Origin of the sequence: Bacillus sp. HMA207, assembly GCF_003402455.1 — a bacterium.
Classification (GTDB): domain Bacteria; phylum Bacillota; class Bacilli; order Bacillales; family Bacillaceae_G; genus Bacillus_A; species Bacillus_A cereus.
This window is the reverse complement of the sequence record NZ_BEZT01000001.1, coordinates 787,862-809,251: the sequence shown is the minus strand read 5'-3', so window position 1 is coordinate 809,251 and position 21,390 is coordinate 787,862. Positions and strand designations below refer to the sequence as shown.

Below are 21,390 nucleotides of genomic sequence, written 5' to 3'. Positions count from 1 at the left end.
TTGTTACAGATTTTCGAAATGATTGTAAACCCTGTACCAAATTTCCTTCGTGCAGTATACAATGAATACGGATTACAAAGAAAATATAAAAATACTTTTTTAGACGGACAACTATAGCAAAATACAGCATATAATCCATACTATCTATGTTTACAAATAAGTGATCATTACTTTAGTAGGAGGAAGATAAATATGGCGGGTACTACGCTTGTTTTAAAAGAAGAAAATTTGGTTGTTCTAGAAAATGTTGAAAAATCAGTATATGAAGAGTTACAGCATAAAGCGGGAGAAGAAAACTGCACATGTGCTGTGAACGAATCAGTTGTTCACCTTGGCAAGGTATCCTCTGTACTCTGGAATGAAGATGAAATAGATTGGGAATACGGATATTAAAAAGTCGCTTATAGCGGCTTTTTTTCTCTTTTCTCTCTCTTTCTAAATAACATATACAAAGCGTAATCATAGAAAATATGATAAAATGAACTTAATTTTCAAACGGAAGAAAGGGAGATACAATGGAACAATTCATTAACCCTAGAGTGAAGGATATCCAAATTTCTGGAATCCGTCAATTCTCTAACATGATTCAAAACTATGATAATTTGATTTCTTTAACAATTGGACAACCCGATTTCCCTACACCTTCTCTCGTGAAAGAAGCGGCAAAACGGGCTATTACAGAAAACTATACAAGCTATACACATAACGCTGGTTTACTAGAATTACGTAAGGCAGCTTGTAACTTCGTAAAAGATAACTACGATTTACATTACTCACCTGAAAACGAAACCATCGTTACAATCGGTGCTAGCGAAGCAATTGATGTTGCATTCCGAACGATTTTAGAGCCAGGAACAGAAGTAATTTTACCTGCTCCTATTTATCCAGGTTACGAACCCATTATTCGATTATGCGGTGCAACGCCTATTTTTGTAGATGTTCGTGAAACTGGATTTCGTTTAACAGCTGAAGCGCTTAAAAATGCTATTACAGAAAAAACAAGATGTATCGTACTACCGTATCCTTCTAATCCAACTGGTGTAACTTTATCCACAGAAGAATTAAAAGATATTGTAGATGTTTTAAAAGATAAAAATATTTTCGTCCTTTCAGATGAAATTTATAGTGAGCTTGTATATGAACAAAAGCATACATCTATCGCACATTTCCCAGAAATGCGTGAAAAGACAATTGTCATTAACGGTTTATCTAAATCACATTCTATGACTGGCTGGCGTGTTGGACTTTTATTTGCACCAAGCTATTTAGCAGGACACATATTAAAAGTTCATCAATACAATGTAACGTGTGCTACTTCAATCGCTCAATACGCTGCAATTGAAGCATTAACAGCAGCTAAAGACGCACCAAAAATGATGCGCCACCAATATAAAAAACGCCGTGATTACGTATATAATAGACTCACTCAAATGGAATTAACAGTTGAAAAGCCAACAGGTGCATTTTACTTATTCCCATATGTTGGTCATTTGACATCTTCATCATTTGATTTTGCACTTGATCTTGTCAAAGAAGCGGGACTAGCTGTAGTTCCTGGAACAGCATTCTCTGAATACGGTGAAGGCTACCTTCGCTTGTCCTATGCGTATAGTATCGAAACTTTAAAAGAAGGCTGCGACCGATTAGAAGCCTTTCTAATGAAAAAAGCTAAGAGTTAAACTCTTAGCTTTTTTATGCATAATGATCACAAGTTTGACGTTTTAGTAATTTATGAGGAATAATGATACACTTTGCAGTGGATTCTGCATTCTCTACTTTATCAACTAAAGCTTTTGCTGCCTCATATCCTAGCTGATAAATATTCACATCAACTGTCGAAAGTGGAGGGCTCGCAATTTCTGATAATAAAGCATTATTAAAGCTTACAATAGAAACATCTTTCGGTACAACGAATCCTTTTTTAGAAAGAGCACTTAACACACCAAGTCCAATTAAGTCATCGGTTGCCATAATTGCCGTTGGCGGTTGCTGCAGTCCCATTAATTCCTCAACAGCTTGTTGACCACTTTCCCTCGAAAAATCAAAATGTAAAATATATTCTTTTGGTAATACAATGTCTGCTAATTTCAAGGCATCACTCATACCAGCTAAACGATCTCTCGTTACAAGTAAATCTGATCCACCACCAATGAACGCGATTTGCTTATGCCCTAATGAAATTAAATATTCTGCCACTTCTCTTGCAGCTGTATAATTGTCATTATCTACATATGTAATTTCATCTTTTCGATCATATGGTTTTCCTATTAAAACAAACGGGAAATTTTGTTCATGTAAATATTGAATAATCCGATCATTCTCCCTTGAATATAAAAGAATAATGCCACCAATTTGGCGTCCCTGTACCATCTTTACGACACCATTAAAAATTTCCTCTTCCGTTTCACCTGTCGACATGTAAAGCGCATAACCTTCTACGTGTGCAAATGAACTAATCCCTCTTATAACTTCTGGGAAAAATGGATTTTGAAAAGCTTTACTTGCAGAACTTGGCATAACAAGACCAAGTGTTTTCGTCGTTTGGTTCGCAAGATTTCTCGCATTTAAATTGGGATGATACCCTAATTCACTCATCACTTTCCTAACACGGCGCTTTGTCTTTTCACTTATACTTGGATTATCAGCAATTACACGAGAAACTGTTGATGGTGCCACATTCGCTTGCTTCGCCACATCTTTAATTGTAACTGTCATAAAAATCCCCCTCCTCTCATTTCTCTGCCATTTTTCATATATTTTATCTCGCACTCATTGCAAGTCATAAACTTTCATTTCTTATATCTTGCAAAACTAATCCTATTCTCCCTCTTCATGTATTGTAAGGGATATAGCTATTTTTTCCTATACTATAATATACTATTTATTTCACTTCTTTTCACATGTGATGTCAAATCTCTTTTCATCTCCCTATAAACTTATTTATAGGGAGATGAAAAGAAAAATGGGACGTAATGTCCCATTTTTCATCCTTTTGTACCTCCAGCTGTTAAACCAGAAATAAAGTATTTTTGTAGTGATAGGAATAAAATTGAAATTGGGATCGCAATTAACACAGAACCCGCTGCAAACGTTGTAAATTCATTACCGAATTTCTTCGCAACCATTTCATATAATCCAACTGCTAAAGTATAATTTTCTGGTGTTCGCAAAATAATACTCGCTAAAATGAAATCTGTAAATGGACCAATGAAAGTAAATAACGCTACAACCGCTACGATTGGCTTTGCAAGTGGCATAATGATTTGCCAAAAAATACGAAAATGCCCTGCTCCATCCATTCGAGCTGATTCATCTAGTTCTTTCGGAATCGTATCAAAATACCCTTTCATAAGCCATGTATTCATCGGAATAGCCCCACCTACATAAATTAAAATTAATGCAAGGTGTGTATCAATTAATCCTGTTAATTGAGCTAATACGTATAAAGCAATTAACGCTGCAAAGTTTGGAATCATTTGCAGAATTAAAAATGTTAATAAACCATTTTTTCTTCCAACAAAACGATATCTCGAAAATGCATAAGCAGTAAAGCTAATTGCTAACACTGAGAAAATCATCGTTAAAACACTTACTTTTAATGTGTTTTTATACCATAGTAAGTAATTACTATTCTCTAGATCTAATAACTTACGATAATGATCTAACGTTGCATTTTGTGGAATAATACTTGATCCAGATAAACTATCACCCGGATTAAACGATGAGCCAATAATCCATAATAACGGATAGAAAATGATGGCACACATTACGAAAATAACTAAATAACTTAATGAGAGACGTAACATCTTCTGTCTTTTAATATTCATTTACATCATATCCTCTTCTTGGAATGATTTTGTTCTCTTAAATTGCCATAACGCAACTGTAATAACAATTAACGATAATATCATTGTAAGAGCTGCTGCTTTTCCATACTGCGCTGAAGTCATCGTTAACTTATAAATCCATGAAATTAAAATATCCGTTCCACCTGCGTCTTGTCCAGCTACAGCAGGACCTCCACCGTTAAATAGATAGATGATACTAAAGTTATTAAAGTTAAACGTATATTGCGTAATTAATATTGGTGCTGTTGCATATAACACAAGTGGCAATGTAATTTTGCGAAACTGTTGCCAAGCTGTCGCTCCATCTACTGTAGCCGCTTCATATAATTCTCCCGGAATCGATTGCAGTATACCTGTTGTCATCGCAAAGATAAACGGGAACCCAAGCCACGTTTGAATCATAATTAAAGCAATCTTCGCCCAAAATGGATCTGTCATCCAAGCAATCTTTTCAATTCCGAATAAAGCTAATACTTGATTGTTAATCGCTCCGAATGTTTCATTAAACATACCAGAGAAAACAAGAATAGATACGAATGCTGGAACCGCCCACGGTAAAATGAAGATTGTTCGAATAATCGCCTTTCCTTTAATACCGGGCTGATTTACGATAATCGCTAAGAAAATACCAAGTGCAACTTGTAATGTTGTTGCAACGAATGTCCAAATAACAGTCCAAGAGAATACACTTACAAATGTCTCTCTCCACATCGGTAAAGTGAAAATATCAATAAAGTTTTTAAAGCCCACCCAATCTACTAATTTAGCTGGAGGAGAATGATATAAATCATAGTTTGTAAATCCAATTAAAATTACGAAGATGATTGGAAATACAACCACAAAGATAAGTAGTAGAAAACCTGGTGAAACCATTAAATAAGGAAAACCTTGATCTAACAAATTACGGTATTGCTCTTTTACAGAATTTAACGGTGTTCCGCTATCACGTTTCTTTCCATTTTGGTATGCATCATATAAGTTAAATGCATATATGCCGAGCCCAAAAGCGATAACGATAAGGGCCAAGATTCCTTCTACTAATAGAAAAACAGAATGGTCACGTGGAACTTCTGTACCAAGCGTTACAATACCCCATAATCCCATATTTAATAAATCAGCAAAGGCTACAATAAATGAACCTGTTAATACTAGAAAAATAAGACCTTTTACAAATTGTTTATTATACATTTGGCCCACGCCTGGAATGATTGATAACATGGTTGCCATTTTCCTATGCTTTGAATGGTTTAACCCATTTGCTGGTTCCATAGATGTTTGCATGTTCCTTCCCCCTTTTTTCTTCCTACATGGAAGGGAGAGAATTCGTGCCTCTCATATTCGAGGCACGAATTTCACCTTATTTTTTCTTGTTATGATTTGCCTCAATATTACCTTTAATTTGTTTCACTGCACTATCAAGCGCCGCTTTTGGTGCCTCTTTATCTGTAACAACTAATTGAAGCGCATCTCCAGCTGGTTTCCAAACTTCTTGCATTTCTGGAATGTTTGGCATTGGAATTCCATTTTCAGATTGCGTTGCAACTGCTTTTGCAGCTTCGTTATCTTTAATAATTGGATCTTCCATTACTGATTTTACTGGAGGAATTTCTTTTGTTTTCTCAAATCGAATTTTTGCGTTTTCTTCATTTGTTACCCACTCAGTGAATTTTGTAGCTAAATCATTTTGTTTAGAGAAACTTGTTACATGCCATCCTTTAACCCCAACAAACGTTTTCATTGGTTGACCATTTGGTAATTTCGGCATTGGAGCAACGCCATAATCAATCCCGTTCTTTTCCATTGCTTGGAACGCCCATGGGCCATTCATGATAGAAGCTGCTTTTCCTTCATTGAATAGTCCATCAGCAGCAGGCCCACCTGATTCACCGATAATACCTTTTGGGAATAATTTTTCCTTGTACCATTTTTGAAGATATTCAGCACCTTGTACTGCTCCGCTATTATTTAATCCAACATCACTTGCATTTGGCTTTCCATCTTTTTCACCAAATACATAACCGCCCATACCTGCCATGAATGCATTAGCAAAGTAGAAGTTATCTCCTAATGCTAAAAATCCGTACTTGCCATCTTTCGTAAATTCTTTTGAGAAGTTAAACAGCTCGTCCATCGTTTCTGGCGCTTTTGGCATTAGTTTTTTATTGTAAATAAAGACTGGTGTCTCAATTGCTTTTGGTAAACCATATAATTTCCCATTATATGTCTGTGCTTCTATTGATGAATTAGTAAATTTACTCTTTACAGCATCATCTGCTTTCACTTCAGAAAGTAAACCTTCTGTTACTGCATTTCCGATTTGATCGTGTGGCAATGTTACAACATCTGGTCCAGTCCCCGCTGGCCCATCAAGGCGTAACTTCTTCACTTGATCTGTCATTTGCATTTCAACAACTTTTACTTTTACTTTATATTTTTCCTCAAAGCTTTTCACTGCTGGTTCTAAACCAACACCTTTTTTATCATCTTCCCAAACAAGAAGATCATAGTCTTTTTTCGCTTTACTTTCCTCTTTTTTCCCTGAATCTTTCGGCCCACATGCAGATAACATACCAATAGATAATGCTGAAACCGTTAATAATGATAATGCTTTCTTCATCCCAAAAACCTCCCTAAATTGTCTATGTACCTCAGTAACTGAAAACGTTTGCATTTAATAGTTTAATTGAAGCGCAAACAATATCTCAATCTATGAAAACGTTTGCGCTATTTGTCTATCATTATACATTCTTTTATTCATTTTGCAAATATTAATTTAAAAATTATGTCATTATACTCTTTATACATTGACTTTATATGAAATGAATACTACTCTTATAAGCAATATTAAAGCTACGAGAAAGGCAATCGTTTGCAATATAGGCTTTATTATTACACTTAAGGGAATACTATGTATAGAGATATTGAAGGGGGATTTTCTATATGTTTAAAGAAGCCATTTATCATAGGCCGAAAGATAATTATGCATACGCTTATGATGAACAAACAATTCACATCCGAGTACGTACTAAGAGAGATGATATTCAAAGCGCCGATCTTATTTACGGTGATCCTTACGAATGGAAAGACGGGAAATGGATATCAGCAAGTACACCCATGAAAAAAACGGGTTCTACTGCATTATTTGATTATTGGTTCATTTCAATCGAACCAAAATTTAAGCGCTTACGTTATGGGTTTGAATTAAAATCTGAAACAGACACTCTTATTTATGCAGAGCGAGGATTCTTTTCTAGCATTCCAAATGATGATGTTGGTAACTTTTTCTGTTTTCCATTTATTCATGCAGATGATGTATTCAAAGCACCATCTTGGATTAAAGACACCATTTGGTATCAGATTTTCCCTGAGCGATTCGCTAATGGCGATAGTACGCTGAATCCAGAAAACACCCTCCCTTGGGGAAGTGCGAATCCAACTCCAACTAACTTTTTCGGCGGAGATTTTTCTGGTGTTATTCAAAACCTTGATTACCTTGTTAAGCTTGGCATTTCCGGAATATATTTCACACCTATTTTCAAAGCTCATTCAAACCATAAATATGACACAATTGACTATATGGAAATTGACCCACAATTTGGGACGAAAGAAACTTTTAAAGAGCTCGTTGAAGAATGTCATAAGCACGGTATAAAAGTAATGCTCGATGCTGTGTTTAATCATAGTGGATACTTTTTCGAGAAATTTCAAGACGTACTAGAGAATGGTGAGAAGTCCGCATATAAAGAGTGGTTCCACATTCATGAATTTCCGATTATAACAGAACCACTTCCAAATTATGATACTTTCGCCTTTACACCGTATATGCCAAAATTAAATACAGCTCATCCAGATGTAAAAGAATACTTACTTGAAGTAGGACGTTATTGGGTACGAGAATTCAATATAGATGGCTGGCGCCTTGATGTCGCCAATGAAGTCGATCACAACTTTTGGAGAGAATTCCGAACTGAAATAAAGACACTAAATCCTGAAGTATATATTTTGGGAGAAATTTGGCACGATGCCCTTCCGTGGCTACAAGGCGATCAATTTGATGCTGTCATGAGCTATCCTGTTACAAACGCTCTACTTTCTTACTTTGCTAACGATTCCATTAAAGCAAGTGAATTCATGAAGCAAATTACAGAATCTCTACATTCCTACTCTATGAATGTAAATGAAGCAGCATTTCATTTATTAGACAGCCATGATACTCCAAGAATTTTAACAACATGCAACGGAGATAAAAATAAGTTGAAATTGCTCTATGTATTCCATCTTTCTTTCATCGGCTCTCCTTGTATTTATTACGGAGATGAAATTGGTATGGATGGCGGCATGGACCCTGATTGCCGTAAATGTATGATTTGGGATACTAAAGAACAAGATCATGCATTATTTACCCATATACAAACATTGATTTTATTACGGAAACAACATAAAGCATTTGGAGGACATGGTACTTTTCAATTCATCGAAGCAAATGATGAACATAATTATATTTCTTATACGAAAACATATGAGGATGAAACTATCTTTTTCGTTTTAAACCCTACTAATAGTGAAGTTACAGTTTCACTCCCTCTTCATGTTACTGGTAAGAAAATAATTAACATTTATACAAACGAAGAATTTTCAGCAGAAGCAAGTGTATTACAAGTTACACTTCCTCCATATGGATTCTCCATATTAAAATGGTAATCCAAAAAAGCCTTATGCCAAGTTTGAAGTGGCATAAGGCTTTTTCTTATTTCAATTTGAACACTATCGCTTCATACGGACGTAATGGAATGTTATCTATTGATCCGATTTCTACATCGTAATTGTGTATAAATAACTCTGATTCACTATAACTAATATCCTTAGGCATTTCAAATACACTTTCATCCGCAGTAAAGTTTGCAATGACAAGTAGTTTTTCATCTCCATATGTTCTTACATAAGCAAAAATAGAAGGGTCATTATCTAATATTAAATCATATGATCCATACACAACTATTTCATTATTTTTGCGTAGTTCAATTAATTTCTTATAGTAATAAAAAATTGAACCTTCATCTTGGATTGCTTGTTTCACATTAATCTCTTTATAGTTAGGATTTACAGTAATCCAAGGTTCACCTTTTGTAAATCCAGCGTGATTCTGATCATTCCACTGCATCGGAGTTCTAGCATTATCACGACCCTTTATATAAATAGATTCCATTACTTTTTCTATATCTTCACCATGGTCTATCACTTTTTCTTTATACATATTTAACGTTTCAATATCTCGATATTCATCAATTGATTGGAACCGAACGTTCGTCATTCCGATTTCCTCTCCTTGATAAATATATGGCGTTCCTTTCATCATATGAAGAACTGTCGCTAACATTTTTGCTGATTCAATGCGATACATTCCATCATTACCAAAACGAGATACAACGCGAGGCTGATCATGATTATTCCAATAAAGGCTATTCCATCCGGTATGCTCTAATGCTTTTTGCCACTTTGTTAAATTCTCTTTTAAAGTAAGAAGTGAGCATGGTTTTACATCCCACTTTCCACCTTCTCCTGAATCTAAATCCATATGTTCAAATTGGAATACCATTTGCAATTCTTTTCGTTCTTCTCCAGTATACAATTTCGCTTCTTCTGTCGTTACACCAGGCATTTCACCAACCGTCATAATATCATAATGCGATAATACTTCCTCATTCATTTCATGTAAATATTTATGAATGTTTGGACCGTTCATAAAATGCTTATGACCTGAAACATACCCCTCTTCTTCTGTTTCAACAGCTGGTAATCCCTCTTCTTTAGAAATAAAATTAATAACATCCATACGGAAGCCATCAATTCCTTTTTCTAACCAAAACTTCATCATTTCATAAACATCTTGTCTTACCTTTTCATTATCCCAATTTAAATCTGGCTGTTTTTTAGAAAACAGATGTAAATAATATTCATCTGTCATTTCATCATACTGCCATGCTGATCCACTAAACGCTGCTCCCCAGTTATTCGGCTCTTTTCCTTCTTTTCCAGGGCGCCATATATAGTAATCTCTATATTTATTATCTTTTGATTTACGTGATTCAATAAACCAATTATGTTCATCCGAAGTATGATTAACAACTAAGTCCATCATAAGTTTCATATTACGTTCATGCATTTCATGTAATAGCTCATCCCAATCTTCCATTGTTCCGAACTCGTTCATAATTTTACAATAATCGCTTATATCATAACCATTATCATCATTTGGAGATTCATAGACTGGTGATAACCAAATCACATCAATCCCTAACTCTTTTAAGTAATCTAGCTTTGAAATAATCCCTTGAAGATCTCCTATACCATCACCATTACTATCCATAAAGCTACGAGGATAAATTTGATATACTACACTTTCTTTCCACCATTGTTTTTCCATTATGCTACCCCATTTCATTCATCATTCATTTTTCTCTTTTTTAAGGCGCAAACGTTTTCATTAATGAATGATAACAGATTCTATCTCAATTTAAAATAGCGCTTACAATTTTTATTGTTCTTTTTCTAAGAAAACATATGAAAACCACTAATAAATCTCCAATAAATGAAAACGTTTTATTTTTTTATTTATTTTTTGAATCTATTCGTTTATAATGAACTCAAAGAAAACGTTTGCATAATTATTTCTAGGGGGAAATACCATGGCAGAACTTAAATTAGAAAACATTTATAAAATATATGATAATAACGTAACAGCTGTAACTGATTTTAATTTACACATTCAAGATAAAGAATTTATTGTATTTGTCGGTCCTTCTGGATGCGGAAAATCTACAACATTACGAATGGTAGCTGGACTTGAAGATATTTCAAAAGGCGAGTTTTCAATTGATGGTAAACTAATGAATGATGTTCCTCCAAAAGATCGAGATATCGCTATGGTATTCCAAAACTACGCTCTTTATCCACATATGAGTGTATATGATAATATGGCATTTGGATTAAAACTTCGAAAAATACCAAAAGATGAAATCGATCGTCGTGTGAAAGATGCAGCAAAAATTTTAGGACTTGAACAATATTTAGATAGAAAACCGAAAGCATTATCAGGTGGACAGCGCCAACGTGTTGCTTTAGGTAGAGCAATCGTTCGAGATGCAAAAGTTTTCTTAATGGATGAACCATTATCAAACTTAGATGCTAAACTCCGTGTTGCAATGCGCTCAGAAATTTCTAAGCTACATCATCGTCTTGGAACAACAACAATTTATGTAACACATGATCAAACAGAAGCAATGACTATGGCTTCGCGTCTTGTCGTTATGAAGGATGGAAAAATCCAACAAATTGGAACTCCAAAAGAAGTATATGAAACACCAGAAAACATTTTCGTGGGTGGATTTATCGGCTCACCAGCTATGAACTTCTTCCGTGGTAAATTGACTGAAACCGATTTCGTTATAGACAATACTATAAAAATTAAAGTATCTGAAGGAAAAATGAAGATGCTACGTGAACAAGGCTATGTAAATAAGGAAATTGTTTTAGGTATTCGTCCAGAGGACATTCATGATGAACTACTATTTTTAGAAGCTTCACAATCTACTGCCTTCACAACAAAAATTGAAGTTGCTGAGTTATTAGGTGCTGAATCCATTTTATATATGAAACTTGGGAATCAAGATTTTGCGGCACGTGTAGATGCAAGACATACGTTTTCACCTGGTGACCAAATTAAATTAGCATTTGATATGAATAAAGCGCATTTCTTTGATAACCAAACTGAACAACGTATTCGCTAAAAAATTTATCTTTACTATACACATACAAAAAACCGTCCACATATATTGAGGGCGGTTTTCATTATTATACTAGGGCTTCTACTGTATGAAATGATTGTCCTTTCGTGCTAATAATACCGAAAATCGGTAAATCACTAAGCACCACTTCTTCTTGCTGTTTCATAAAAGATGACGTTAATTGTTTTATCTCTATCCAAACGTCATTAATACAAAGTACATTGGAATCGTTCTCTTGTTGGCGAGAAAAAATAGAATCTATTTTATATAAACCAGCATTTTGAAAAAGCATATCAATGCGACTGAATGCATTCAAAGTAATGCTAATAACGCGTTGCCAATCTCCTTGCTTTCCCATATCATAGGATACAAAAAGTGCTTCTCCGCCTAGATTCATAATTTCCTCCACTGTTGCTTGTCCACTCTCTTGATCAATGTCCGTCACAATAACTTTTGCGCCTTGTTTAGCCAACAAAAGAGCTGTATTACGTCCAATACCGATGCCACCGCCAGTTACGATAGCAACTTTTCCTGCAAGCTTCATTTTCATTACCCCTTCTATAAGTCTTACCGTCATTCAGTATACTCCTTTATAAGATTAATCTGCAAGCAAGAAAAATTGCTATTTAATTTGTAAACGTTTACTTTTTATCCTTCTTTTTTCTTATTATTACGCTGATCGAAAACTAGACCGATAAAAATGAGAATACCCCAAAAAATTATGCTACCTCCTGTCATTTTAACTTCCCCCTTATTATATAAAGTGAAATTTTACTCAGCCCCAATATGGCGGAATAAAGATATTATTTTTAATCATTATATCATTTTCTTAATTTTCAATCTATTACAAATAGAAATAATACATTTTGGCTTTTCCTTACTGTAAACATTCCCCATATACTTATAAAATCAAAAAGACCCTTTTATATATAAAAAGGTCTTTTTTTCATTATACAAGACTTATTACTTTCGTTTTTGTAATTAAATCCTGAAAACCACAATTATCTTTGCGGAACAACATCATATATACATTACATATTAATGGAATTCCTAATAGCAATACGTTCGGTAATAACACTACAAAAAATCTTATAATTAATGTTTGCAATGTTAGCTTTTCACTCTTCAATGAAATTAGTTTTATTCTCGTTATCTTTTTTCCAAGTGTAACACCGTTCCAAAGAAAGGGTAATACAATAAAATATATCGCCATTAATATGAAAACTACTGCAAAATCATATCTAAAATCACCTAAGCTTATATTAAAGCGCTTAAACATAGCACTATAGTTTCCGGTCATAATAGCTACTACTGCACCATACATAACCGAGATTAAAAACATGTCAATTAGGGAAGCACCTATGCGATTCATTACAAGCGCTGGACGATGCATCTTTAACTTCATTTTATGTCGACTCCTTCATATCCTTCTTTACCCGTCTCATCGTACCACTTCTAAAAAACATTGTAAACTAGCGTTTCTCTTACTTTTCTTGTACAATTTGTTACAATAGCATTATAAAGGAGGTTCCCATATTGAAAAAATGGATAATCCTATTCGTCGCCTTCCTATTAACTGGTTGTGCAGGAAACACAAGTCACTTAACTTATATGGTTAACGATGAATACGAACTCATACGTACTTCTGGAAATGCATTTGAACTTTTCCCCTCGCAAGATGCTGTATATGCCACACAATACATCCCTGCAAAAATTACAGACATTGCTTGGGATGATAAATACATTATTGCAAAACAAACTGAGGAAAAATCAGATCCAAATAACCCTGACGCAGCAATTGCAAATAAAAAAAGTGAACATTATTGGATTATTGATGTAAAGCACAATAAACGTTTCGGTCCCTACAATGAAAAGCAATTTAATGAACAAAAAGATGCGTTTAAAATTAAGGTGCCTTTTCAAAATGTAGATTCATACATAAAAGAAATAAAAAAACAGTCAGCATAATATTTGTATGCTGACTGTTTTGTCTTACATTATTTTAGTGAGATGTTAAACGTTTGTGGCTCTTTTACAACATCTTGTGTTTCTGAATCTCCTGCAAGTAAATCATCAGTTGTAAACTGAATATCCTTTACCTTGTCTTTTCCATCGTCAAGTATTAAACCAATAATACCATCTCTTATTTCACCAGGCTTATAGTCTTCTCTTGATACATTTTTTGTACCAACTAACGTATCTTCGTCATATAAAAAGTTTTGAGTGGCTACTTTAAAATGTTGCTTACCATTAATCATAACATCATTCATAGAGAAAAATTGCATATTTTTATTTCCGCTATTCTCCACTTTATATGTAATCTCAACGTAACGAATTGTATTACTAATCTCTGTTCCACTTAGCGATGCATATAATTCTGCATCTTCTTGGCTTACTTTATCCCCTAATCTACGTTTTACTTCTTCAGGAGTTAGTGCCGTATATACTTTCAATGTATTTTTTGCCTTTTCACTCATTTGTGATAAAGAGATTACTTTCACATCTTGTACGTGAATTTTCATTGGCGCTACTTCAAATGTTTGATTCACAGAATGCATCTGCTCTAACTTGAAAGTACCCCATCCTGTTTCTTTCACTTTTTGTCCTACTTTTTTCAGCTCACGCCCACCATATTCTTTCGTTTCAGGAATAGATTCTTTCTTCTTCGGTTCAGCTTTCTTTTCTTCTTGATGGAAGCAACCACTTAACATAAGAAGAAAACTACATAAAACAAAAATACTTTTCCATGCTTTCATCATTTCATTTCTCCTAACGCTATCATTCATGAATATAAAATTAGTCCCTTGCTTTGTAAACTATAGAAACAATGACAATTCCACAAAATGAACTTGTCAATCCAGATACTATTATACCTCCAATTTGGAAAATATGAAAATAGGGATCTAGGAACGCATGCACGATAAATATAAAAGCTGTCACAATGATTATCGAAACCCAATACTTTCTTTTTTCTAAAGCTACAATCATATCTTTCCCTGTTTCATCTTTATACTTCCATAGTACGTATAATAGCAATAATAAGCCAACACATGTACTCCCATGTTGCATATATTTATACAATGGAATACTGCGTAATTCAATTTGTAACAATGCTATTTTCATAACGAAATAGCCTGTATTATGAGTAAATGCATCCCAAACAACATGCGTGAGCATACCGAATAATGCAGAATAGCAAAATACAAAGAATTCTTTCCAGGTATGTAGCCCCCACCTCTCATCTATTGCATATGAATAATAACCAGCAAACGGTTTAGGCAAATGCGTTATAAACGGCTTTTTTAAAATGTAATGATATATGTATGCGATTAGAAATACAAGCGGTAAATTTAAATATAAGAACCCAAGCCATGTATGGCCAATAACACCATAGGGTCTAAAGTGCAAAAAATATTCAAAATCAGGCGCCATACTACCTAATATAAGAGCCGTTACTGAAATATGTTTAGAATGCTTTTTCGCAAAAGGAAGAACTGCTGCTGGATGTGCAAATGTAAACGGCATACTTTAACTCCTTCTCACATTTTCAATAGAATACCATATATCATAACGAGAGAATGGATCTTCATGCAATATTTATTTTCACATTGGAATATGATAGTTTAAATGATATAATCCACATAAAATATTCAGAAAACAAGAAGGGATTCAGGTGTCATTAACACTTGTATTTGCTGCCTTTTTAAATTCAAAATCCGTTATGAATTGAGGTTTATATATTGATTGACGTACCCTTTTTACAAAATGTCACATTAAAAAAAGAAAATATCCCTAGTTTTTCCGCATATCCTTACTGCTTACCCGCTATTCGAACATTACAATCACTAGCTTTCCATCCAAATGTAACATTCATTATTGGAGAAAACGGAACAGGTAAATCAACATTACTTGAAGGAATTGCAATTGCGTTAGGTTTTAATGCAGAAGGTGGAACGAAGAACTTCCGCTTTAGCACAAACGATTCCCATTCATCTTTACATGAATACCTTCGCATTTCAAAAAGTTTCAATACACCAAACGACGGTTTCTTTCTTCGCGCTGAATCATTTTATAACGTTGCTTCTTATATTGATGAAATAGATGCTGATAGAGAAGCACGTGGGAATCCGGTTATCAACTCTTATGGTGGTATCTCACTACACAAACAATCACACGGTGAATCATTCTTCTCATTATTTATGAACCGTTTTTCAGGACAAGGTTTATACATTTTAGATGAGCCTGAGGCAGCTTTATCACCAATGAGACAACTTTCCATGCTCATTCGAATGCACGAACTAGCTGAACAAGGTTCACAATTTGTTATCGCAACGCATTCTCCTATTTTAATGGCTTATCCTGAATCCACTATATATTCTTTAACACAAGAGGGAATTCACGAATCCACATTAGAAGAAACTGAGCATTACCAAACGACGAAACTTTTCTTTGAAAATCGCGATCGATTATTCCATCATCTATTTGAGTCGTAAAAAAAGAAGCAGCAATAGCTGCTTCTTTTTTATAGTGCTTCTATAAATAAGGCAACCCCGATACCGCCACCGACGCATAAAGAGGCAATTCCTTTTTCTAACCCACGTCTTTTTAATTCGTGAATTAAACTTACTGTAATACGAGCCCCTGTACAACCAATTGGATGCCCAAGTCCTACGCCACTACCGTTTACGTTCACTTTTTCACGGTCTAAGCCTAACTCTTTCTCTACAGCTAAATATTGAGCCGCGAAAGCTTCATTAATTTCAAGTAAATCTGCATCTTCCAATGACCAATCTACTTTTTCTAAACCTTTACGAATTGCTGGTGCTGGTCCAATACCCATAATTTTTGGATCTACTCCAGCTACTGAATATCCAACAATTCTAGCTAACGGTTGTAAACCTTTTTCTTTCGCTTTTTCTTCGCTCATTAATACTAGAACTGCACTCCCGTCATTAAGGCCAGATGCATTTCCAGCAGTCACTGATCCATCTTTACGGAATGCCGGCTTCAATCCAGCTAATTTTTCAGCTGTAATATCTGCACGTGGATGTTCATCCTTCGAAAATACAACTTCTTTTCTACGCTCTTTTATTGTAATAGGAACAATTTGATCGTCAAAGTATCCAGACTCGATTGCCTTCAGTGCCAATGTATGACTGCGAAGAGCAACTTCATCTTGTTCCTCTCTTGTAATTTCATATTGTTCAACTAAATTTTCCGCTGTTTCACCCATCATAATATGGTGAATCGGATCTTCTAACACTTCCCACACCGTATCACGAATTTCTCCGTGCTGTAGACGTTGTCCCCAGCGGTGCTGTTTCAATGCATAAGGGCTCGAACTCATCGCTTCTACCCCACCTGCAACAACAACATCACTTACACCTAATTGGATTTGCATTGCAGCTGACATAATTGCTTGCATACCTGAAGAACATTGACGTTGGATTGTATATCCCGTAACTGTGTCAGGAAATCCTGCCGCTAATGCAGCTGTTCTCGCCGTATTTGCTTCATCAGTTCTTTGAATACAATGACCTAAAATTACTTCATCAACTTCATGTGGTTCTACCCCGCCTCGTTTTACAGCTTCCTGAAGTACAGGAACAGCTAATTCTACTGGCGTTACATTTTTTAGCGCTCCTCCAAAAGTTCCAATTGGCGAACGAACTGCAGCTGTAATAACAACATTATGCATTTTGCACTTGCCCCTCTCTTATGTACCCTAGTCAGTTTTTAGGTGAAATTCCATAAGATGTATATCTATAACTATCATACTATAAACATACTAAAAAATCAAAATATTTAATATAATAAAAATAGAAGGAATTAACCTTCTATTCTGTCAGCGCATATAAAAACTTTTGTAAAATTTTCTCTGTCGTTTCATTCAATTTTGGCAACTTATCTACTGGAAAATATTGAAGTTTTAACCCTTCATGATCGAGCTTTAATTCCCCGCTCACATGATGTGCCTGATACAGATGAATAACATTGAAAATTTCATCGCCATTCGGATAACGGAAATATACTTCTTTTCCAGATAGAACACCAAGAAATTGCATTATTTTTGCAGTTAACCCCGTTTCCTCAAATAACTCTCTACGTGCAGTTTCTTCTGTCGTTTCGCCCAGTTCCATCGCCCCACCAGGTACACCCCAATCATATGTATCTGAACGATATTGAAGCAATACTTCTTGATTATCGTTTAATATAATAATTGCTGATCCTACGAGAATAAGCGGCCTTGTACCAACGACTTTTCGTAACTCTTCAATATACCCCATATGTAAATTCCCCTTTCCCTAACCTCCCTTATCATAACAAAATTTTGCTCTTTTTGTTCATGTAATTTTAAAGAAAAAAAGAAGCTTTCGCCTCCTTTTTTTCACCTTTATTTCTTAAAACTTTCATATTTTACAGCTTCAAAAGCTTCCTCAATTTCATCATTACGATAATGGACATATGTAAAACGCCCCAATTCTACTAATCTTGCTATTTCCTGTAACGCTTTATGCTGCTCATATGTTTCTTTCAGCTTAATATGTACATAAAACTTCATTAACGGATGTTCATATAAAGGTTCTCCCACCTCTACATATACATCTTCCACCCCTTGTACAACTCTTACATAACTCGCAAATTGATAAAGTGCTTCTCTGTCTGAAACGATTTTTAATGTATACATATATTCTCCCCCTTTCCTTTACTATATCAAAAAGATGATCACACTACGTTATAGAACTATGAAATTTTTTCGACTTGTCATCTATATATTCAATAAAGAAGGCGTTTATCCATACATGACATCTTTTTCCCACATATATTATAGGAAGAACTTTTTTCATTTGAGGTGTTCCTTATGGATCCATACGTCAATATATGTATTTGTATTACTCCCGGCGCCGATATTTCTGATGACCGCATCGCAAAAGATTTAGCTGTTGCAGAATCAATTTGGCACCCCATTACATTTCAAATTCAAGAAGTAATTGTATTAAATGAACTTTTCCGTTTTTTTGACCGTGAAATCAGTTATAAAAATTCCATTCAAAGTCAAGAAAAGCTGGCATCCTTTTTCCAAACATGTGTAAATGAAGCTCCTGAATGCGACCTTTATATTTGTTATATTGGCAGTGATTATTTCAAAGAAACAGCAGTAATTGCCTGCGCTTACTCTTTAGCAAAACAGCAACAACTTACAGGATATATCGTTTTAACAAACTCAGCTGCTCCTATGAAAAATATATATACGCTCGCTCACGAAATCGGTCATATCTTATTTACAAGACGTATTCACGGAAAACTTACTCATGCAGATCCTCATTCCCCAACTGGCTCGGAGCACCATCCTTCTCCAACCAATCTTATGTATCCGATAGTCCCTCGTCCAGAAAACGTTCATATTCATTCCTTATTAACAGCAGAACAAAAAGCGCTCTCTTTACAAAGCTCTTTATTACAAAGAAAAAAACAGTAACCCTCATGTTACTGTTTAAAACGACTTATTCCAATCAACAAACCAAATCCCGGCTGCTAGAAATAAAAATAGACAACTAAATGTAAATGTAATCCCTCTAAAAATCCCTATATAATATTTCTTTGGAAATAATTTTTGGTGTATCCAGAGCAGCCCTTTTCCAATAAAACCGAAGAACAGAATATAACCCGATGTGTCATCTAATAAAGTATCGAAATAGTCATCATGTACCTTTTTCACAAAGGTAGTATAGAGCCCAAAAATCGTTAAACCTAAAAACACAATAGACAATATACCTAGAAATATACTTTGCATATTCGTTCCCCCCTTGATAAAAAATTCAGTTCGTTCACTTCACTATTAGTATAAAACTAGCTTATAGTTTTTTCCTCTTCATTTTTAAAAGACCATCTCATTAATACATATAAACTTCCGTACAGAAGTAAAGGCTCTAACATTCCCCAATATGGGTTTTGCTTCCCTAATTCTTTAAATACAAACATAATTAATAACGGTATGATAACAGCTAATATTCCAATCCATCCAAGTATGTACGCTTCACCAATTAGCAGTACTAATAAGATTATTCCAGCTAGTATATAACTTTGCATTGTAGTTAATTGCAATACAGGTGTCCCGTACCATTTATTCATAAACATTAATAACACTAATAATAAAATAGGTATCATTACTATTACATAAATAATTCCAAACTCTACTAATTTACTTTTAAAAGAAGACATTCTAAACGCAAAAACCGTTCCAATAATTGTAATAATTAAAACGATAGGATAACCAATTAACTGTACATTTGTTAACGTAAATTGTTGATTCGAATTTCCAAATAAAATATTGGTTAGTAACCAATACCCACCAATACCAATAATCATTCCTAAAACACTCTTTATACTTCCGCTTTTATCCTTCTCCATCTCTTTCGCTAATTCTTCCGCATACTCTTTTGGTGAGTCACCAAATATGTCCCTTACCGTCTTTCCCTTTTTTTCACCTTCTATTAAATGAAGTTCTGCATCTTCTAGAAAGGCGTTCACCTCTTCTTCTTTAATCCCTTTTGTTATTAAATATACTTTCGTATCGATTAAAAACTTTTCTCCTTCTTTAGAAACATTCATTATAACCCCTCCCTTATTTAACCATTTCTCTTCTATTCGTCTTCATCATAATTTCAAGGAAAATTAAAATAAACAAACTTCCGTATAAACATATAATTTGAAATAGCATTGGCATAAGATCTTCCGATGTAAATGTTTTAAACAGTAACATAATAGAAAGTGGAATGATTAAATATAAGTTTTTAAACCATCCTTCAAAATATATATTTATCGCTACTGTGATCATAAAAATCCCACCAGCTACTATATAACTTTGGACTTCGGTGAATGTGAGCATTTTTGTAGGATATATCACATCTAATATCGTAACAGCTCCTAATAAAAACAATGGAGCAATCATAACTAAAGACCACATGGAAAACCATGTTTTTGTAAAGCTTGTGACGAAGGTCATTTTGCGAAGTAGAAAATTAGGACCTATAACAACTAAAATCAATGAAAAACTGTAACCGATACACTGAATAAGTGAAATCTGTAACATTCCATGATTCACTATTAAGATAGAAGCAATAATCCAAAACGATACGATATTCATTACTGTAAAACCAATTTGCTTCCACGTTTCCTGTCTATCTCTTTCCATTACTTTGACAAGTTCATTTGCATATTCTTTCGGTGAGCTTCCGAAAATATCTTCTACACTTTTCCCATCACTCTCCCCCTCAATTAAATGGAGTTCCGCATCTTCTATAAAATTTTCAATATCGCTTTCTTTCACACTCTTTGCCGTCAAAAATAATCTCATATCTAACAAAAACTTTCGCGCTTCACTTGATAGCATTATTTTCTCCTTCCCTTCCCTTCAAGTAGACGTTCTACACTACTTTGCATCGTTTCCCAGCGATCCATAAATTCATCAAGTGCTTCCTCGCCTTTTTCTGTTAATGTATAATATTTTCTCTTTGGACCAGATGGAGATTCCTTCATTACGCTTGTTATTAGTCCTTCTTTTTGCATTCGTATTAATAACGGATAAATACTTCCCTCACTCGCCATTGTAAAACCATACTTCGCTAGCTTTTCACTCATTTCATAACCGTATATTTCGCCTTCAGAAATAATAGCAAGTAAGCATCCTTCTAAAATCCCTTTCAGCATTTGACTTGTCGACATAATTCAAATCCTCCTACTATCTTGCTTTACAA

General features: G+C 34.5%; 24 protein-coding genes. 7 read left to right on the top strand and 17 right to left on the bottom strand.

Features of this window, described 5'->3' with window-relative positions; translation table 11 throughout:
* The first annotated feature begins 192 nt into the window (after nt 1-192).
* Both HMAS_RS04490 and HMAS_RS04485 read left to right on the top strand, forming a co-directional pair.
* The gene (locus HMAS_RS04490) at nt 193-393 is read left to right on the top strand and encodes a hypothetical protein (protein WP_000929280.1); all 201 of its coding nucleotides are present in this window, start codon (nt 193-195) and stop codon (nt 391-393) included.
* A 122-nt stretch (nt 394-515) separates the two neighbouring features.
* Nucleotides 516-1,679, top strand: coding sequence for an aminotransferase A (locus tag HMAS_RS04485; RefSeq protein WP_000434577.1), 1,164 nt, complete (start codon nt 516-518; stop codon nt 1,677-1,679).
* Between the two features lie 13 nt (nt 1,680-1,692).
* Here HMAS_RS04485 and malR read toward each other — a convergent pair whose 3' ends face one another.
* The 4 genes from malR to HMAS_RS04465 form a co-directional block, all read right to left on the bottom strand.
* Nucleotides 1,693-2,715, bottom strand: a complete 1,023-nt coding sequence (malR, locus tag HMAS_RS04480) for a maltose operon transcriptional repressor MalR (RefSeq protein ID WP_000219053.1) — start codon at nt 2,713-2,715, stop codon at nt 1,693-1,695.
* A gap of 269 nt (nt 2,716-2,984) precedes the next feature.
* Nucleotides 2,985-3,827, bottom strand: coding sequence for a maltosaccharide ABC transporter permease MalD (gene malD / locus HMAS_RS04475; protein ID WP_001022608.1), 843 nt, complete (start codon nt 3,825-3,827; stop codon nt 2,985-2,987).
* Nucleotides 3,828-5,129 (bottom strand): maltosaccharide ABC transporter permease MalC, encoded by a 1,302-nt coding sequence (gene malC / locus HMAS_RS04470; protein WP_001194996.1) that lies wholly within the window; start codon nt 5,127-5,129, stop codon nt 3,828-3,830.
* Between the two features lie 76 nt (nt 5,130-5,205).
* Complete coding sequence (locus HMAS_RS04465) at nt 5,206-6,465, bottom strand: extracellular solute-binding protein (RefSeq protein ID WP_000709923.1); 1,260 nt, start codon at nt 6,463-6,465, stop codon at nt 5,206-5,208.
* Nucleotides 6,466-6,788: 323 nt separating this feature from the next.
* On the opposite strand from HMAS_RS04465, the gene HMAS_RS04460 reads away from it, so the two are divergent.
* Complete coding sequence (locus HMAS_RS04460) at nt 6,789-8,549, top strand: alpha-glycosidase (RefSeq protein ID WP_000471775.1); 1,761 nt, start codon at nt 6,789-6,791, stop codon at nt 8,547-8,549.
* Between the two features lie 46 nt (nt 8,550-8,595).
* Here the strand turns inward: HMAS_RS04460 and malL are convergent, their stop codons facing one another.
* On the bottom strand, nt 8,596-10,272 hold the full coding sequence (malL, locus tag HMAS_RS04455; protein WP_000415178.1) for an oligo-1,6-glucosidase: 1,677 nt from the start codon (nt 10,270-10,272) through the stop codon (nt 8,596-8,598).
* Nucleotides 10,273-10,534: 262 nt separating this feature from the next.
* On the opposite strand from malL, the gene HMAS_RS04450 reads away from it, so the two are divergent.
* Nucleotides 10,535-11,635 carry an ABC transporter ATP-binding protein gene (locus tag HMAS_RS04450; protein ID WP_000818931.1) on the top strand — a complete coding sequence of 367 codons (1,101 nt, stop codon included), beginning with the start codon at nt 10,535-10,537 and terminating at the stop codon, nt 11,633-11,635.
* Between the two features lie 64 nt (nt 11,636-11,699).
* Here the strand turns inward: HMAS_RS04450 and HMAS_RS04445 are convergent, their stop codons facing one another.
* The 3 genes from HMAS_RS04445 to HMAS_RS04435 all read right to left on the bottom strand — a co-directional run bounded on the left by HMAS_RS04445 (nt 11,700) and on the right by HMAS_RS04435 (nt 13,037).
* Nucleotides 11,700-12,209 (bottom strand): SDR family NAD(P)-dependent oxidoreductase, encoded by a 510-nt coding sequence (locus HMAS_RS04445; RefSeq protein ID WP_000218410.1) that lies wholly within the window; start codon nt 12,207-12,209, stop codon nt 11,700-11,702.
* 71 nt (nt 12,210-12,280) lie between these two features.
* On the bottom strand, nt 12,281-12,370 hold the full coding sequence (locus HMAS_RS04440) for a hypothetical protein (protein ID WP_000145636.1): 90 nt from the start codon (nt 12,368-12,370) through the stop codon (nt 12,281-12,283).
* Between the two features lie 211 nt (nt 12,371-12,581).
* Nucleotides 12,582-13,037, bottom strand: a complete 456-nt coding sequence (locus HMAS_RS04435) for an RDD family protein (RefSeq protein ID WP_000769082.1) — start codon at nt 13,035-13,037, stop codon at nt 12,582-12,584.
* A gap of 131 nt (nt 13,038-13,168) precedes the next feature.
* Between HMAS_RS04435 and HMAS_RS04430 the strand changes: the two genes are divergently transcribed.
* On the top strand, nt 13,169-13,600 hold the full coding sequence (locus tag HMAS_RS04430) for a DUF3997 domain-containing protein (protein ID WP_000758787.1): 432 nt from the start codon (nt 13,169-13,171) through the stop codon (nt 13,598-13,600).
* A 29-nt stretch (nt 13,601-13,629) separates the two neighbouring features.
* On the opposite strand, the gene HMAS_RS04425 is transcribed toward HMAS_RS04430, so the two are convergent.
* Nucleotides 13,630-14,391, bottom strand: a complete 762-nt coding sequence (locus tag HMAS_RS04425) for a hypothetical protein (RefSeq protein WP_000973899.1) — start codon at nt 14,389-14,391, stop codon at nt 13,630-13,632.
* A 37-nt stretch (nt 14,392-14,428) separates the two neighbouring features.
* Nucleotides 14,429-15,157 (bottom strand): DUF4184 family protein, encoded by a 729-nt coding sequence (locus HMAS_RS04420; protein ID WP_001116855.1) that lies wholly within the window; start codon nt 15,155-15,157, stop codon nt 14,429-14,431.
* A gap of 215 nt (nt 15,158-15,372) precedes the next feature.
* Between HMAS_RS04420 and HMAS_RS04415 the strand changes: the two genes are divergently transcribed.
* On the top strand, nt 15,373-16,125 hold the full coding sequence (locus HMAS_RS04415) for an AAA family ATPase (RefSeq protein WP_000567998.1): 753 nt from the start codon (nt 15,373-15,375) through the stop codon (nt 16,123-16,125).
* Between the two features lie 29 nt (nt 16,126-16,154).
* Here HMAS_RS04415 and HMAS_RS04410 read toward each other — a convergent pair whose 3' ends face one another.
* The 3 genes from HMAS_RS04410 to HMAS_RS04400 all read right to left on the bottom strand — a co-directional run bounded on the left by HMAS_RS04410 (nt 16,155) and on the right by HMAS_RS04400 (nt 18,320).
* Complete coding sequence (locus HMAS_RS04410; RefSeq protein WP_000552078.1) at nt 16,155-17,330, bottom strand: acetyl-CoA C-acetyltransferase; 1,176 nt, start codon at nt 17,328-17,330, stop codon at nt 16,155-16,157.
* A gap of 139 nt (nt 17,331-17,469) precedes the next feature.
* Complete coding sequence (locus HMAS_RS04405; RefSeq protein ID WP_000540529.1) at nt 17,470-17,919, bottom strand: NUDIX hydrolase; 450 nt, start codon at nt 17,917-17,919, stop codon at nt 17,470-17,472.
* A 107-nt stretch (nt 17,920-18,026) separates the two neighbouring features.
* Entirely contained in the window at nt 18,027-18,320 is a 294-nt protein-coding gene (locus HMAS_RS04400; RefSeq protein WP_000288330.1) for a DUF3928 family protein, read from the bottom strand.
* Between the two features lie 174 nt (nt 18,321-18,494).
* Between HMAS_RS04400 and HMAS_RS04395 the strand changes: the two genes are divergently transcribed.
* Nucleotides 18,495-19,112: an ImmA/IrrE family metallo-endopeptidase gene (locus tag HMAS_RS04395; RefSeq protein WP_000371605.1), complete on the top strand. Its 618-nt coding sequence runs from the start codon at nt 18,495-18,497 to the stop codon at nt 19,110-19,112.
* A 15-nt stretch (nt 19,113-19,127) separates the two neighbouring features.
* Here the strand turns inward: HMAS_RS04395 and HMAS_RS04390 are convergent, their stop codons facing one another.
* The 4 genes from HMAS_RS04390 to HMAS_RS04375 are packed head-to-tail and all read right to left on the bottom strand — an operon-like array spanning nt 19,128 to nt 21,358.
* Entirely contained in the window at nt 19,128-19,427 is a 300-nt protein-coding gene (locus HMAS_RS04390) for a hypothetical protein (RefSeq protein WP_001190643.1), read from the bottom strand.
* Nucleotides 19,428-19,483: 56 nt separating this feature from the next.
* Nucleotides 19,484-20,245, bottom strand: coding sequence for a DUF1129 domain-containing protein (locus tag HMAS_RS04385; RefSeq protein ID WP_025709087.1), 762 nt, complete (start codon nt 20,243-20,245; stop codon nt 19,484-19,486).
* A 13-nt stretch (nt 20,246-20,258) separates the two neighbouring features.
* Nucleotides 20,259-21,026 carry a DUF1129 domain-containing protein gene (locus tag HMAS_RS04380; protein WP_000952889.1) on the bottom strand — a complete coding sequence of 256 codons (768 nt, stop codon included), beginning with the start codon at nt 21,024-21,026 and terminating at the stop codon, nt 20,259-20,261.
* A complete protein-coding gene (locus tag HMAS_RS04375) occupies nt 21,026-21,358 on the bottom strand; it encodes a PadR family transcriptional regulator (protein WP_000107982.1) in 333 nt (110 codons plus the stop codon). Before HMAS_RS04375 ends, HMAS_RS04380 begins: the two co-directional genes overlap by 1 nt.
* Nucleotides 21,359-21,390: the final 32 nt, after the last annotated feature.

Coding starts and splice junctions, on each gene's coding strand:
- HMAS_RS04405 (WP_000540529.1), bottom strand. CDS start 17,919: ATGGGGTATATTGAAGAGTTACGAAAAGTCGTTGGTACAAGGCCGCTT.
- malD (WP_001022608.1), bottom strand. CDS start 3,827: ATGAATATTAAAAGACAGAAGATGTTACGTCTCTCATTAAGTTATTTA.
- HMAS_RS04465 (WP_000709923.1), bottom strand. CDS start 6,465: ATGAAGAAAGCATTATCATTATTAACGGTTTCAGCATTATCTATTGGT.
- HMAS_RS04435 (WP_000769082.1), bottom strand. CDS start 13,037: ATGAAGTTAAAGATGCATCGTCCAGCGCTTGTAATGAATCGCATAGGT.
- HMAS_RS04485 (WP_000434577.1), top strand. CDS start 516: ATGGAACAATTCATTAACCCTAGAGTGAAGGATATCCAAATTTCTGGA.
- HMAS_RS04420 (WP_001116855.1), bottom strand. CDS start 15,157: ATGCCGTTTACATTTGCACATCCAGCAGCAGTTCTTCCTTTTGCGAAA.
- HMAS_RS04410 (WP_000552078.1), bottom strand. CDS start 17,330: ATGCATAATGTTGTTATTACAGCTGCAGTTCGTTCGCCAATTGGAACT.
- HMAS_RS04385 (WP_025709087.1), bottom strand. CDS start 20,245: ATGAATGTTTCTAAAGAAGGAGAAAAGTTTTTAATCGATACGAAAGTA.
- HMAS_RS04425 (WP_000973899.1), bottom strand. CDS start 14,391: ATGATGAAAGCATGGAAAAGTATTTTTGTTTTATGTAGTTTTCTTCTT.
- HMAS_RS04380 (WP_000952889.1), bottom strand. CDS start 21,026: ATGCTATCAAGTGAAGCGCGAAAGTTTTTGTTAGATATGAGATTATTT.
- HMAS_RS04395 (WP_000371605.1), top strand. CDS start 18,495: ATGGATCCATACGTCAATATATGTATTTGTATTACTCCCGGCGCCGAT.
- malC (WP_001194996.1), bottom strand. CDS start 5,129: ATGCAAACATCTATGGAACCAGCAAATGGGTTAAACCATTCAAAGCAT.
- HMAS_RS04440 (WP_000145636.1), bottom strand. CDS start 12,370: ATGACAGGAGGTAGCATAATTTTTTGGGGTATTCTCATTTTTATCGGT.
- HMAS_RS04375 (WP_000107982.1), bottom strand. CDS start 21,358: ATGTCGACAAGTCAAATGCTGAAAGGGATTTTAGAAGGATGCTTACTT.
- HMAS_RS04490 (WP_000929280.1), top strand. CDS start 193: ATGGCGGGTACTACGCTTGTTTTAAAAGAAGAAAATTTGGTTGTTCTA.
- malR (WP_000219053.1), bottom strand. CDS start 2,715: ATGACAGTTACAATTAAAGATGTGGCGAAGCAAGCGAATGTGGCACCA.
- HMAS_RS04390 (WP_001190643.1), bottom strand. CDS start 19,427: ATGCAAAGTATATTTCTAGGTATATTGTCTATTGTGTTTTTAGGTTTA.
- HMAS_RS04460 (WP_000471775.1), top strand. CDS start 6,789: ATGTTTAAAGAAGCCATTTATCATAGGCCGAAAGATAATTATGCATAC.
- HMAS_RS04445 (WP_000218410.1), bottom strand. CDS start 12,209: ATGACGGTAAGACTTATAGAAGGGGTAATGAAAATGAAGCTTGCAGGA.
- malL (WP_000415178.1), bottom strand. CDS start 10,272: ATGGAAAAACAATGGTGGAAAGAAAGTGTAGTATATCAAATTTATCCT.
- HMAS_RS04400 (WP_000288330.1), bottom strand. CDS start 18,320: ATGTATACATTAAAAATCGTTTCAGACAGAGAAGCACTTTATCAATTT.
- HMAS_RS04450 (WP_000818931.1), top strand. CDS start 10,535: ATGGCAGAACTTAAATTAGAAAACATTTATAAAATATATGATAATAAC.